Source organism: Escherichia sp. E1130 (assembly GCF_005781065.1).
In the GTDB taxonomy this organism is placed as follows: Bacteria; Pseudomonadota; Gammaproteobacteria; order Enterobacterales; family Enterobacteriaceae; genus Escherichia.
In genome coordinates this window covers 1-15,150 of record NZ_VATL01000059.1, presented here as the reverse complement: position 1 = coordinate 15,150, position 15,150 = coordinate 1, and the positions used below count along the sequence as shown (strand labels likewise).

General features: G+C 48.0%; 3 protein-coding genes and 2 pseudogenes. 2 read left to right on the top strand and 3 right to left on the bottom strand.

Annotation, left to right across the window (positions count from 1 at the left end; all coding sequences use genetic code 11):
* Nucleotides 1-165 precede the first annotated feature (165 nt).
* Nucleotides 166-6,699, bottom strand: a complete 6,534-nt coding sequence (locus tag FEK66_RS25135; protein ID WP_138211644.1) for a hypothetical protein — start codon at nucleotides 6,697-6,699, stop codon at nucleotides 166-168.
* Between the two features lie 210 nt (nucleotides 6,700-6,909).
* Between FEK66_RS25135 and FEK66_RS25130 the strand changes: the two are divergent.
* A pseudogene (locus FEK66_RS25130) lies at nucleotides 6,910-7,022 on the top strand (IS5/IS1182 family transposase); the annotation flags it as partial.
* Nucleotides 7,023-7,061: 39 nt separating this feature from the next.
* Here FEK66_RS25130 and FEK66_RS25125 read toward each other — a convergent pair.
* Entirely contained in the window at nucleotides 7,062-14,246 is a 7,185-nt protein-coding gene (locus tag FEK66_RS25125; protein ID WP_138211643.1) for a hypothetical protein, read from the bottom strand.
* A gap of 51 nt (nucleotides 14,247-14,297) precedes the next feature.
* The gene (locus tag FEK66_RS25120; RefSeq protein WP_135495566.1) at nucleotides 14,298-14,504 is read right to left on the bottom strand and encodes a hypothetical protein; all 207 of its coding nucleotides are present in this window, start codon (nucleotides 14,502-14,504) and stop codon (nucleotides 14,298-14,300) included.
* 330 nt (nucleotides 14,505-14,834) lie between these two features.
* On the opposite strand from FEK66_RS25120, the pseudogene FEK66_RS25115 reads away from it, so the two are divergent.
* Nucleotides 14,835-15,131: pseudogene (locus tag FEK66_RS25115) on the top strand (helix-turn-helix domain-containing protein); the annotation flags it as partial.
* Nucleotides 15,132-15,150: the final 19 nt, after the last annotated feature.

Genomic DNA, 15,150 nt, shown 5'->3' with positions numbered 1-15,150 from the left:
TTCTCACTGTACGCTTACCAACAGAGCTCCTTCTAAATTAGACGGAGCTCTAAGCTAGCGATCCCGGAACCAGAATCACAGGCGGCAGTGGCTTTACGCTTACGGAATAAGGAACTGGCAGCCTGAGTTCCCAACTAAAATGCTCTCCCGGAAAACCGGGGCGGTTCAACCACGCTCTGAATTGAAATCTCGACCACTATTAAAACTGGCTTGCAAAATCTTATCATTTCTATGTATATATTCTAATTTAACTCGATAGTAAATTTCGTCATCAAGTTCTATTTTATCAACCGACTTGATACGGTAAACATACCCAGGGGGAATAATGCCCTCTTTTGCTGCCATCACTTCAGCCTGGACACCAGGACCAAGATGTCCATAACTATTTCTAATAATGGTATAAAAATCGCGAGTGGGTGTGACTTTCTTGACGACACCAGATTCCACATTTTTCATTTCGTAAATAACTTTAACTGGATGAACTCGAGTTTCAGCATTCTCAGAAAAATGACTGGCAACATATTGTGAATCCGAGAACGATGTAAACTGATGAGATTGTAATAAATTTCCTTTTTTCATTTTTCCAGCATAACGTGAAGACACTGCATTACCGTGATAAAAGCGTTTTTCGCTTCCGATTGTTAATCTCTCCATTGATTCAACGGTGCCCAGCTCATCAGAGATGATGCTCGAATCAATGTCAGTAGGTACCGCGCTCTTACCTCTAAGAAAGTTTTCTTTTACCGCCGGATTATGATACGCACCTTCTGAAATATTTTTATGAATTCTTGCTTTTTCAGCAAGGCTTAGGTTAGCATTTTCCATATAACGCTCAGGTGCAGGGTAGGTTTCAACACCATTATAGATGGCGTTGAACGCCTCTGGGTTTTGTAAATCATGCACTGATTGCGCATAGATCTTGATAGGACGCCCATCTTGATTATAAGGCTCATTATTAGTCCATGTAATATCATTTTCCAGGTCAATTGTGGTAGCGGTGCCACGCGTTGTCAGCCAGCTATTATTAACCCCTACAACCTTCTTATTACCAACACTGACCATTGCATGTTTTAATTCCTCCACATCACCGGAATTAATTTCCGTAAATGCCACACGCGCCCCCGCAGGTATTTGTGTCAACTTTTCTGCAGAAGTAATACGCAGCGGGTCTTTACCCAGATAATTGGTAAATTGAGTGCCTCTGGTCGTAGATTTTAAGGTTTTACTTAAATCTTTACTGATAGCCTTTGCTTTCCTTTGTATGTCAATAACAAAATTCCAACAAATTGAGCGATCAATGTTCTTTATATTATTACCCTCAGCATAAAAATTTGCCATATCAGCCACTTTTTGAGATCCTATGGTACATGTTGTGCCGAAGGGAGCACGCGTTAGTTTACAATTTTCGATGATTTGCGAAGCTTCAGACATCTCAGCATCCTCTTCTATTTGCCCGATGGCTTTCTCATAGCGTTCTTTCTCTGGCATCCCAGGGAAAAAATCTATCGATGCCATTAACATATTAATGGCTAAGGTATCAATAAAGCCGGACCAGGCTTCCATGGCTTCCTTTGGTCTTGATTTCTTACTTTGGTAATCTTCCCAGCTTGACATAACTCCTAAGCCTAACGAACTGACATTGAGCACGCGCGCAGTTACATTAGCTATACCATTCACAATTTCCACTGCGGCTCCTCGCAGGGCTAACATTTCAACTGCCAACGGTTCAAGGACAGGAATTGCAAAAGTAAGCAGGGTAAACTCAGTCAATAAATCATCATAAATACGCTTTCTTTTTTTAGCATCCAGCTCTTTTTGTGATTCGAAAATATAAGCAATCATATCAAGCCGACTCTGCTTATGTGCAGCCATCAAATCATCAAGTGGATTGCTGCTTATATTAATATAGAATCTATCCCAAACATCCTTTTTCTGATTTAGTGTTAGTATATATGTCACTTGAGATCTCGAATTAGGGTTACTGACTCGTCTAAATTTTGACAAACTATTTTCTGAAAAGAAATGTTTAAGAAAGTCGATATCATCATCATCAACCCGGTAATAATCATTCTGGGGATACAATATTATTTCCTTTTGTAAGGGTACTCCTGATCCAAGAGAAAGTGCAAGGTAATAGTTAGACTCCGTGGAAGGAATAATTATCAATCTATCTCCAGTATCCAGTCCATTTACATAGTTTTTATGCTGAAGTAAATTAACATTGCGTTCCCCTGCTCTAATTTCCTTTGCAAATTTAGTGTATTGAGTTTTTCTTTTGGCAGGAATGGATAATCCTTCGACATAATCACCAGCAATCACTTTATCAAGTGCATTAGCAAGATAAATATCCATCAACAAATTACTGTAAACGCGAAATCTATTATCTTTGAAAGCTTTATTAATGTATTTATCCCCCTCTATTCTTAAATAGGAGTCGTTATTAACCAGGCTCAATACATGTCGGGGGATATCACTATTAGAGAAGTTCTCAAACTGAAACTCACGGAGTTCATAAGTACTACCAATAGCTGTTCCACTTCTGATTAGCGTTATCTTTTGCCCACCAGGTGCAACTCCACCATCTCGATTTTCAAAAAAGTCCCGACGTTTCAACAAAAACTCCCAAAACGTTTCTGTTACTGTTCTTTTTCTAGCATAAGAGTACTCACTTAAGTTCACGCGTAATTTATACTCATCATCACTATTCACCATAAATAAAGTTGAATAAGGAGATGGGAGCGGGCCTGTATGCTTTGACTCATAATAAGTATAAGTGAATTTTTCATCAAGTATGTCAACAACTTCTTCCTCAAAAGAGTCATCATACTTACAAAGAGTACCAACAAAACTTGAAATCTCCTTTTTAAAATCATCAATATAAGCACCAGGAGAGTTAGAAATGGCATCCTGAATTTTATTCATAACACTTTCTGCATATTGCAGATTCCCAATTACATGGTCAACTTTCAATGACTCCTGGGCAATATAATGTTGTTTGATGTATTTATCATTTTTCTGCTGCAACGTTTTTCTGATCCAAGGACTATTTTCCTTAACTTTATCCTTCGCCGTTTTTTCGTGCCATGTGACAATAGACCAGTCGGCGCTTTGAATGGCACTATTTTTTGGTGTGACAAAAAAATTATAGGTACTGTTATTTGGAGTGCTTGATGAATAAGGTTGAGATGTAAAATAGTTTTCTAATGGGACACTAACAATTCTAACTTTACTTTTCACGTCTAAAGGAGATGCGTCTATGTCAGCATTGATTTTATCATATATATTCTCCCTGTATCTATCTGGCGTGTTGTATTTAGTATCGGGTCTGTAATATTTCTCATACAACACCCTATTATTAACGCCAATTAGTTTAAGAAGAAGAAATTTATTCTTCGGGAATGTATTAAAGGATAGGGAGCTAAACGTACCTACTGCTTTTTCCTTACGCTCATCACCAATACCAAATCTCCATCCTGAGTATTTTTCCTGATGCTTATAGGCTCGAAGTCCACTGCCGCTATCATTTTCTGTCGCTTGTAATCGGTTTCTGAGTGCAGCAATAAAAAGGGGATTGGTGGACAAATCTGTAGAATCTTGTATCACATTACTGGTTTGAACAGTATTGCCATTACTTCCAATAGCATCGCTAGGTAATGACGGATTAGACTCGCTTCTTTTCACCACACGAGGCTTGGGTGTCGTAGATTGCGGCAATGTGTCTGCTTTTCCGTCCTCGAATAACACCTCCTCGACAGCTAATCTCACATCATAATGCTTAGCCTGTGTTGCAAAATTTTCACCAACTAATTCAACCAATTTTTTTGCGACCCGGGCAGTAAATTCGGAGTGATCAAATGCATTAAACTCAATAATGTTCTCTAGTTCTGCTTTGCGTTGTACATCCCGTTGATGGCGCCAGTACAATATTCCCGCAGTAATAGTACTAACAACGCCGGCTCCTGCAATAAACCCGCTGACAATATACTTATTTTGTGCAGACCCACGTGTTGATATCCCTTTTTGTTCATCTTCCGATTCTGTTTCCTGCTCACTCCTGCAAAGTGCAGATGATTCATCATGTTGTGCTTCAATATCATCAGAAAGTTCAGCTTCTGAGGACATTTTCGACATACCTATGTCGTCCACTTTTTGCTGGGGCTGTTTAATTTGATTATAGGTGTGTGCTGCCCATGCAGCTCCACCGACCATTGCAGTCAGCCCTCCACCTAATAACGCCACCGGCAACCAGCTTTCACTGCTATCTTTCAACCGGGCATCGACCTCCTGCAACTCAGCATCAAAGGTATACTTCCCCTGAAGTTCAGGATCAGCAGGTATGGGGTCTGTCGAAGTCGCGTTAAAATAATGCCTGAGATGGTGATACAGCCCGCTTCCTCCCGCCACAGCCAATGCCGGTAATACTGACAAATAACCTGAAGACGTCCCGGACATTTCCTCCTGGGGTAACAAGGTGCTGTTGTCGCTATTCGAAAGTGCCGACAGCATATTTCCAGTAGCATTCGCTTGTACTATCTGGTTAAGAAAGATAAGTGTGCCCAGCGGAAGTGCGACTCTTTTCGCCGATCCAACTGTTTGATTAACCCAGTGAGAAAGCTTGCGCCCCTGGGTTGCCGACGTTGCCAGAGCCCCCCACATGGCATCAGCTGAAGGTTCCCCGGCTGACCGAGGGTCATTTGCCGCAAGGCCCGCAAAGTTTTTGAATCCTGCAACTTTGAGCAGATTCATAAGCCAGTGCTGCTGATAACCGCCGATCCATAGCATGATCTTTTTCAACAGAAGATCTTCATCCTGGCCAGCTTCAGCCATCATCTGGCGGCTCCAGCTTAACCAGCTCTGGTTTGCTGACAGTTCGGGCAATTGCTCCCGCCTGCGTGAAATTTTCATCAATACCGGTAACCAGTCACACAGCTCCAGTATCCATGGAAGCCAGTTTTCTGGCATATTCATCATCAGTTTAAGGAGCGATTTTTTTAAATTTGTATCAACATCTCTGTGTTGATAATTCTGCCACAGGCGAAACAGTATTATTCCCTTTAACAATATTCCTGCGATCCACCAAACGTTACCCTCCTGTTTTGCCGTCAGTTGACTGAGCTGCATCAGCAGCTGATCGTGATCATGGCTTAAATGCCACTCACCGATCGCCTTCACTGCATCCTGTATCCATTGTTGATTCTCAAGATACTGACTAAGATCGATCCCCGTCATCACGCTTGCCAAATCAACCAACAGTGATTTTCCCTCCTGCACCCGCTGCATATCTTGCTGCAGCAAATCGGCCAGACTTGTCCCTTCGTGATACTGCTTAATCAGAGCAGCTAAGCGCGACAATTTTTCTGCATTGCCCCCCTTTCCCGCCAGTAACAAACCACTACCGGCCGTCACTGCTTTCCAGACCAGATTCTGAGCGTTTTTCTCACCGGCAGTCATCAGTAAAAATTCACTCCAACTCAGATCCCGCCTAAACAACCTAATTGCGGTGCGTAGCGTAGCGGACATTGCACTATCGGGCTGGAACCACTCACTGCTGGTTGTCTGATAGGCTGCCAGCCATTTTTCACTTTGCGTTCCCGTCGTTTTTGCTCGAAGCTGCGCAATCCTTTTTTGGTCAGTCAGTGTTTCTAAGGACTTCATCGCTGTGATAGGATCTGGCGATACCCCTACTTCGGCCCTGAACCACGCGTTTATTTCATGCGCAGCCTGCCATTCGCTTAAAAAACGTTGAGTATCAAGAGAAAAGTCGGGTTTTATTTTATTCAATAATTCCGCTTTTTCTTCATCATATTGGGTGAAAAAATAGATTACATTACTTACCCGCCCGCCAAACGTGTGGCTGTTATTTATCTTATCTACGATAACAATCAAATTTTTATAGTCCGAGAGATAACCCCCCATTTTACTCAACACCCGTTTCACTTCACGAAACAGGTTTTCAAACGAGTCTACTAACTGACTAAACCAGCTAGGTAGCAGATCCTGTCGCTCTTCGTAAAGAGCACTGATTATATCGCCTATGCTGGTTGATGGTTTAGTCGTTTGTTGATCGTAAAAATTAATCCATGGCAAAGCGGCATTAATTACTGATGCCCATTCCGTTGCCTGCGTTCGATTCCACTCAGTAATAATCAGGTCTTCGCGCAGAAGAATAATAATCTGTGGTAACGCCCGTAACAATATTTTCACTGGCTGTTTCCTGATATGTTTCAGATCATTCCAGATGAGAATTAACTTTATAAGCAACAGCAGGTATTTGTTAATCTTCTGACCTTGGAATTTCGGTTCATTACTAAAAAATGAGGAAAATTCCGAATCATTAGACAACGTATAAAAAACATTACTTCCCGAGCCGGGCGCATCAATATCAGATAAAAAAATCACACCTGCCTTATAAAAAAAACGTTCAAGAACAGCAGCCTTACCATATCTTTCTGTTATTTTTGCTTTGAGAAACTCAAAAAGTTGCTTACCGAGAGTTGCCAACAGATTGCCAAGCCCGTCTGTTATTATCTGAGAAAAAAGACTGTGCTCACTGTAAGCATGCAAATCTATTACTGGATAACTGGTATTTATCGGATAAAATGAGAGGTTTGTATCATCTTCACTTTTAACATCAAACGCAAATTTGTAATCAAAATTCTCATCTTTTTTTTTACCCAATGAAACGTCATCATACCCCATTTAATCAACTCCAAATAAAGTAGGCTTAATATGAAAATAAGATAATTAAAAAGTAAGCGTTCAGCCAACTCACATTGTCTAAAACACGCACACCTTACAACGTGACCGCACATTCTTCTCTTTGTAAGGTCTCGTTAACCTAACGCACCCGGGAGCAGAATCACAGGCAGCAGTGGCTTGGCACTTACCCTCATATACAGTCGAGAAAAGATGAATCGCTTCCGCCGGATACTGATCCGCTGGGAGAAGAAAGTCGAAAGCTATGAGGCAATGCTCATTTTTCATGCGGCATTACTGTCTGGAACAAAATCCTATTGGGATAGGTTCTTAGGCACGGAACCGTCTAGGAAACCCGGGTCTATTCAGAGCCAATCAGTGTCTGAAAATTCAACGTCAAGGTTACCTTTTATCGAGCTCCATGGCCGACCAAAAATATTCCACCTCAACACACCTTTTGAGGGAATAAAATTCTGTCCCGATTTAATTTCAGGTGCAATCATGAGTAATCCATTAGGCGCTGCAATATAGCCAAACCTGATCCCTTTAGCGTTTAACGCGGTCTTTAATTGCAACAAATAGGCACCGTTGCCCACATTACATGCATCAACCCTTAATACCCCGACCTCCCTCAAGCCAGCATCCCATAATTTGTCGACCAGCTCCTTTGCCGTGATGTTATTCAGGCCGGCAACCGGTCCATTTCGGTTGCCGTGCGCCGAAACATCCAGCCTTGAATTTTTATCAAGAGAGCTCAGTGAGCCACCATCAATTACATTGAATGGCGCGCTTCTCCTGTGGGCCAGAGGATCTTGTGCCACATCGGCAAAAAAGTTCTCCTGGGGGATACCTCTTGTTGCCCGGGAACTTCTGGCATGACGTTCTAACAGATCCGGGCTAGAGTCTTCATTCGTTCCTATCTTATAGATAAAATTCTTCTCGGGTGTATTTCGCCAAGTCTGATCGCCAGGTGGGATGCTCGTGCTTCCCCCTACGCCGCCGGGCAAACCGGTGTCATTATGAAGTTCCCACCCCGTGCCTTGGGCGTTACGGCGAACCGGCTCATGGTATCCGGTGTTATAGTTTCTATTCTCATCAACTAACCGTATCGTGCCCTGCTTACGGCCCAAGTGGTCATCAAATTTCACCCGGTAAAACACGCCATCTTCCTGAATAAAATACTGCATCCCCACCCCGCCGGGCTGGGTAACCGAATACACGCCGTTTGCGTCCGGCACCTGCTGGCCTAACCCCAGGTACGACGCGTCGCGTGCCGTGTATTTACTGAAATCAACCGGTTTTGACCAGCTCCCCGGCGCAGCAAATCTTTTGGCGTCTTTGGCAAATTCAAGCACGCTGGCGGCCCTCCAAGCACTGTGAAGCAGGGGCCCCGCCACTCCCAGTATCGCATCGCCATACATACTAATCTCACCCTGCCGGGCATCATTTTCAGCCTTCATGCGATCTGTGCTACGGTCAGCACGGGATGCGGCCTCGCGCGCCCCACTCACCGACTCTCTGTCCGCAAGTACTATCAGCCCGCCGAGCATTATCATCTCCGGCGCCGTGGCCGCAAACGTCATTGCGCCTAAGGTGAATTTCAGAAGCCCTAGTCCGAACTCACGCCTGTCATTTGCCTGTTTCGCCAGGGATTCTTCGCTGGAGTAAATCATCCCGTCCAGCTCTGACCGGGCGCGAGTGATATTCGCCGCCATGACGGTGGTATGAGAGGCACCCTCAGGTACAGTGAAGGCACCACCTGCCGCCGAGAAGGTCAAACGGGTTGTTTTAAGATGGCTGCGAGTCTGCGTGCCCTGGGACGTTGTTACCGTTTCGGAGTACCACGGCAGAACCGCGTCATCGGTGACCGTTCCGCTGTCCACTTCCGCCACGTGCTCTTTTATCAGCGCCGTCAGGTAACTGTCGGAAGCGCACGCGTTGAAGAGGAACATTTCCCCTTTGTGCAGGGAGATGATAACCCTGAAGTCCCCCTGCCCGATGGCAACCAACCCGGGTACCGTTTTACCGTCAAAAATAACGGCCTGCAGGCTTGAACCACCTTTGGCCGACTCTCTGAGGTAATGCATAATTATCTCTTCGTAAACCGGATCCTGATCGGCCAGCTTATCTGCCTCACGCACTATAACCGACAGTACTTGAGCGCTCGTCGCCTTTTCAAATGCAGCGCCGACGCCCGGCCGGTTGGCAATCTGATTAAACGCCTCCGTCGCTTTACTCTGGACGCCATCCGCGATGGCGAGATCCCCCGTCATGTCCGCTGCGCTGCGGTGATGCTGGTTTAAGTAATTCGCGATGGCAGGGTTCGCCTCAAAGCCATAGTGGATATTGCTGATGCTGACGCCCTCGGGCGTGCTGTCTATTTTTCGGGCAAACTCCCCCAGTAACACATCCCTCAGCGTCATCTGCTCTAACCCGCTAACGAATTCCTCTCCGGAGCTGCTGTAGGCATTACGCCAGGTAATGGTGATGACGTTATCCAGATCGTCCTTATTGATGTTCAGACCCAGATCGTTCGCACTTTTCACTATCCAATCGTCTGCGCTACTGGAGGCGCTTTCCAGCAACGGAGGAGTACCCTGTACCGCCTCCGTTTCATCCGGGGCTGCAGCCACCGGTGCCTTCGGTTTGGTATTCTTCCTCAGGTGGGAATATTTGCTTAAATACGCCGCCTCAGCCCGCATCTCCTCCAGTTCTGCCGACAGTTTGTCCCGGTTTGCAGCCACGGCCACGTCGTCGTCCGTCACCGGTGTAACGTCCTGCAGCATCTCCTGAGACGATGTCACCTTGGTATCCGAGGAGACATTTAAATCCGAGCGCGCCTTATTCAGCTGGTCGTATAGGGTCATCCTGCGGACATAAGTGGCATCCTCATTGCGTGTTTCCAGCACTGCTTTAACGGAATTATCGTGTTCACGAAGGAGATTCTCGTACAGAGCGAATGAGTGCGGCTCCTGGGCCTGCGTCCTGAACCCGGGATCTATTTTCAGCTTCCATAAAAAGGCAACGGTGATGTCAAAATGATACTGCTGCAGCCCGGAAAGTTGGCCGTACCACTGGCGACTCGCCGCCAGAAGGCGCTTTTCGTCGCGCTCGCCGACGGTCACCCCCGTCAGACTGGCCAGTTGGGGGTATTTTTGCAGGAAGAACCGGAAAGCATCACCCTCACTCTGCATCAGCGTCCCAAGAGGGGTTGACGGCGTGGATGCATTAACCGGGACAAATGCCAGCAACTCCGTCATAAACTCTGACGTCTCGCCTTCCCGCGCTTTCGACTCATCAGCCTCAATATGCAGGTCAGCCTGTAGCTGCGGGGTATGCTCTGTCGGCTGCGGGGCGAGTTGTGAGGTTTCGGGTACCAGCATCCATGAAAAGCGGGAATTGCTATAGCCCCTCTCGCGGCTTTTGTTTTCGTTCATATACACAGCGTTAAAATGGGATTTTTGCACGCCAGCCCATGTTATTACGTGTCCCCCGGACTCCCAAACCTGATAATCCACCCTGAAAATGCCATTCAGATCTGGGTCACCACTAATGATACTATTCAGCTCTGTCGCATAAGCGTAATGCCAGTGTCTGGTGCCCCTTGTGTTCGGCGTGATAAAACCTCTTTTAACCACGGTTCTACTCTTGCCGTTTTCCATGATTTCATAGCTGAATGCGTAGCCGATTTTTGTTGCAGGGGGCAGATCAAAACGGGACAAATTAAGCGTGTTCAACGGCCGCCAGCCTTGATGAGTTCTGACTCTGTTGTTTCGCTGCACACCGGTATGTACAGACATTTTATCGTTATCCCAGGGGGCCTCCGGAACGGCGCTCTGCCCGGCAGGCCCTTCGGCGATCCTCCACGTAAAGGTGGGAGCGCTAACCTGTGATGCTGTGGATGCATATACGGCGTTGTAGTGCGAGTGGCCACTAACATAGCTCAGATTGTCCCTATCCCCTCGGTATTGGACGTCAAACACCCCGTTCAGGTCGTCGTCCTCATATATGATACGATTTATCTGCTGGCTGAAGTAGCCGTGCCACGTGCGGTTACCGCGCTGGCCAGCCGGCACGCGGACACTGCCGTTCCTGGTTACTGTCTGGCCGTTACGCACGTAGCTGAAGGTGTACTCAAGCCGCTTACCGGCGGGAAAATCAAAATCTGCACCGTCAATTGTCGTCACCGGCCTCCAACTGCCGCGCTCCCCGACATGCGGGCTGGAGCTATTCACACCGCTGTGGATGCCCGTGTCCTGATCCGTAAAGCCTGCGGGCTGTGTAGATGTTTGACTTGTCTGCATGCCATAACTTGATTGCTGTTGAGCAGTTGTACGGTAGCTCCCTCCTGCATAAAGGCGCCCCTCTGCACTACCCTCTCCCGGCGCCAACGATGCCCCCATAATCGTATCGCTCAGCCTCATCGCCTCTGTCAGCGCGCTCTCGCTCTCCTCCCCGATGCCCAGCAGTTTACACACAGCCCTCACCACCCGCGACAACAGACTTCCCCCCCCGACAGTGATGCTTTTCAGGTGCGCAATAAATTCATCGTTACCCGAGTACAGCCCAGCCACAAACTCATTCAGATCACCCAGATAATATTTCACAATCGGGTCATTACCCGTGTAGGCGGCAGCGGCTTTCAGGCACAGGTCGTTGAGTTTATTAATATTCTCCTGCAGGCCTAGGCGCGGCCCATGCAACAGCTGATGGGCCGTCATGGCGTGCGCTATTTCATGCAGTATTTCTCCATCCGTGGCGTCGGCGCTCAGCCGTATATTGCGTTCTTTTAGGTCGTAGTGGCTGCGGATACACTGGTTCGACCGTAAAATAACAATATCCGAGTCTTTTCTAGCGTTGTCCCTAAGACGCCTCGCCAGCCCGGCCAGTCTGTGATTATTGAGAGCGATACGATTCAGCTCGTCTATTGCGGTCAGCTTCTGGCTCATATTCTCTTCTTCCTGAGCCGTCAGGCTGCTTTCATCTCCGTAAAGCGACTCCATGATCTTCCTGAGCGCCGCCCGTGGCAGGGCAGAAACGCTCTCCCTTGTTGCCCAGTCAAGCAGCTGCCATGGAATTTCCCTTACCGTATCTTTCACTCTGTCGAGAGCGATGATGATGGGAGGCTTTCCGTCATCAAGCTCCAGTTGAACGGCTCTGAAACTGGCCAGCAGCGCGAGTCCCGGCACGGTTGAAATCAGCGTTTTGAGTCCCCCCTCCTTTACCATCCGTACCAGAAACTCACGGTGTGCACGACCGGCTCCACCCTGTCCCATCCGTATACCTTTGTTTCCCTTTCGGATGGTCTGGATGGTAATGACGGCAGTCATCGTGCCTCTTATCGTTGTCCGAAACACCAGTCGCACGGGCAGTGAAAACAGTTCAGGGATAATACTGGCGCCGCGAATGATGTGCCTGAAAAAGCCCCGACGTACCAGCTGCTTTAAGGCCCACTCTCTCGAACTGACATCCAGGCCTTTCATCCCCGCCAGAATTTGTGTCATCGTCGTCGGGTAAATGACGCCTCCCTTCGCCGCATTTTTCATCTCGTTCTCAAAATGCTGTAAAAAACTTACACCCTTTGAGTCGCTCTTCTTTGCAAGCAGGGGCGCATAATCCACCATGATACCGGTGGTGAGTGTATCAAAAATCTCCCCAGCATTTTTTCGCTCAGCCGGACTGAGCTCCTGCAAATATTCCTGCTTATATTCCTGGAGGGACTCAGCTAGTCCTTTGGCTATCATGGTGATCCGGTTAGCGTTACCCGCTGAACGTCCGGTATGCTTTGCCAGAGCGGCCTTCACGTCGGCATTGTATTGCCCCAGCTTCTTACGCCACGTCGTCAGACAGACCCGGAACTCACCGGGCGCAGCCAGCATATCGGCCGTTTGTTCGGTCATCGCATCCTCAATGTCACCCATGCCGCTGACCCAGCTTTCCATGGAAGTACGAAAATCCCTGACAGCATCCGGTAACGTCGAGCCCTCCGATTTTGTACTTAACATATCCCGTAGCGCATTCAAAAAATGCTGGCGCTCATTTTTTTCTGGCAGCGTCCGCATCTGTCCAAGGTTCTTCTGCAGGTCTGACTTTTTTTGCTCGATATTTTCCTGCCACACGGCCGGGGCGTTCCTGAGAGCACTGTCCAGCGTGGTGTCTGGCAGGACGTTGCCGGGCAGTTTCCCCACCACCTCTTTTCGTTCCATGGCCAGTTGCAGTGACAGGGAGTCCAGCTCCACGATGGCAACGTTACGCCGCAGGTGCTGTAGCCGGTCAGACAGAATGATGCAGACCCGGAGTATCGCCTCTTCCTGTTCCGGCATCATCGAGGCAAACTCGGCTTTGTATGTAATCTTGTTAGCCACTTTGATGACTTTATTCTTCGCCGCTTTTATCACCCCTGGTAAGGGGTCTGAGAAGAATACGCGGGCTTCTGTCTTCACTTCCTGCACTGCAACACGGAACGTTCCCGTGTCATCACCGTACTCCTGAAGCATGGCATCGGGGGGGAGGATTTTTTTCCCTCCGGCCAGCATACCGGCCAGTTTTTCCAGTTCGAAACTGACGATTTCAATCTTTTTCGCCAGAAGGTAGGCTCTCCTCTCAAGGCTATCGCCGGCGGGAGTATAAAGTCCCCTCTCTTTCCCCGTCATCCAGACAGTCTTTCTCAAATTTTTCGCTGATCCTTGCGTCAGCTGCATGGCCGTCTGAAGCTCCTTAGCGGATGTCAGCAGAGTCGGTACCAGCTTTTGGCGGACGCTCCGCTCTTCCCAACTCGCGAGATTCATTAAACTGTTCATCTTCAGCATGCTGGCAAGTTCCGGCTCCTTAACCATCAGCTCCTTTTTCTCCGGCTCGCTTTTTTTACTGAATTCCGCAATTGTTCTCAGACCGATTTTTTGTTCATCTGCTGTCACGGACAGCCCGATCCGTCGGGCTGTCCTTTCACGGTCCTCCCACAGTTTCCACGGAGTAAAGTGCGTCGGGTTATCCTTCACGGTGTCCAGAAGTCTGAATACGCCCGGAATATGCTGACACAACGCACTGGCATGCTGTCTGAGTTTATGGTACCGGATTTCCAGTGTGCTCATTTTGCCATTACCACTTTCCAGTCTGGAACGTTTCAGCATGGCAAGCTCTTTGTCAAGGTCGGGCAGCTGCTCCCCGAAGCAGGTGAAGAACGAGGGAAGAATGCGCGCCAGCTTTTCCAGCGGCGCGCCCAGCTCATTGTCGTGAGTGAGTATTTTCGACTGCAGATACTGGGGGATTTTTTCCTGGATCTCTGTATCTAGGCTGCTGATGTCCGGAATATCGATAAACTCGATATTTTTCCCTTCTTTCAGGTATTCCATTGCCCGGGGGAGCAGACCATCTAGAGCGAGGCGTATGTTTGTATTCAGGTCATCCGGCGACAGAGGAGTCCCTTTATCTGCGTCGCGTGCGTCATCAATGGTTCCGGCAATTGCATCAAACACAGGCTCGAAATCAGCCTCATGCTCAACGCTGTCATAACGGTCGTAATCATTAGATGCTTCATAAAAATCAACCATTGTTATACGTCTCCGGAGTGTCGTAAGAGGGCCGACCGGGGGATATTACGGCTACAGATTGCGGCCCATCTTGGCCATTTCCCGCCGTAAAGCCTTGTCTATATGCACCGCGCTCACGCTGTCCTCCTCTGCTGCCAGCCAGGCCGCCTGCAGGGCGATGTTACGAATATTGGCGCCGGTCAGCTGCACCTGCGCTAGGCGGGCAAGATCAACATCGTCGGCCAGCGGTTGCTCCGCCGGCCAGGCCTGGCGCCACATGCGTTCACGCAGAGCGGTATCGGGCCAGAGGAAGCGGGTAATAAAAGTAAAGCGCCGGGTGAACGCATCGTCAAGGTGACTGCGGTTATTGGTGGCGAGAATGACCAGGCTGGGGTGCCAGTAAAGGCATAATTGTGTTTATATCACTGCTTTTGAAAAGAGGCGCGAACAGTAGTTATGTTCTGCCTGGTAGCTGCATCGCGCCGGGAACGTTCGCCTGTTATGGCGAACTAACCATGCAGATTTAAGCAATCCCCTTCCCCCGTCCAGCAAAGCCTGTGAGTTCAACGGGTCGATGCAACGCTATCCTTGATCAAGGGGGACGTTGCCATGAAACGAAGAACTCGTATTTACTACACGCCAGAACAAAAGGCGATTATCTGGGACAGATACAAGCAAGGTGATTCTCTGCATGATATCGCCAGAATGTTCGACAGATACCATTCTTCTATTATGCCCACTATCCATCAGACTGGTGGATACCGTCCCCCTGTCCGAAAGCGGCACCGGTTAGCGCTTTCGCTTGATGAAAGAGAGGAGATATCCAGAGGGCTGGTAGCAAAACGAAGCATCAGGGACATCGCTGACAAATTATCAAGAGCTCCCTCAACGATTAGCCGCGAGATGTAAGCGTCGTCTGAGTACC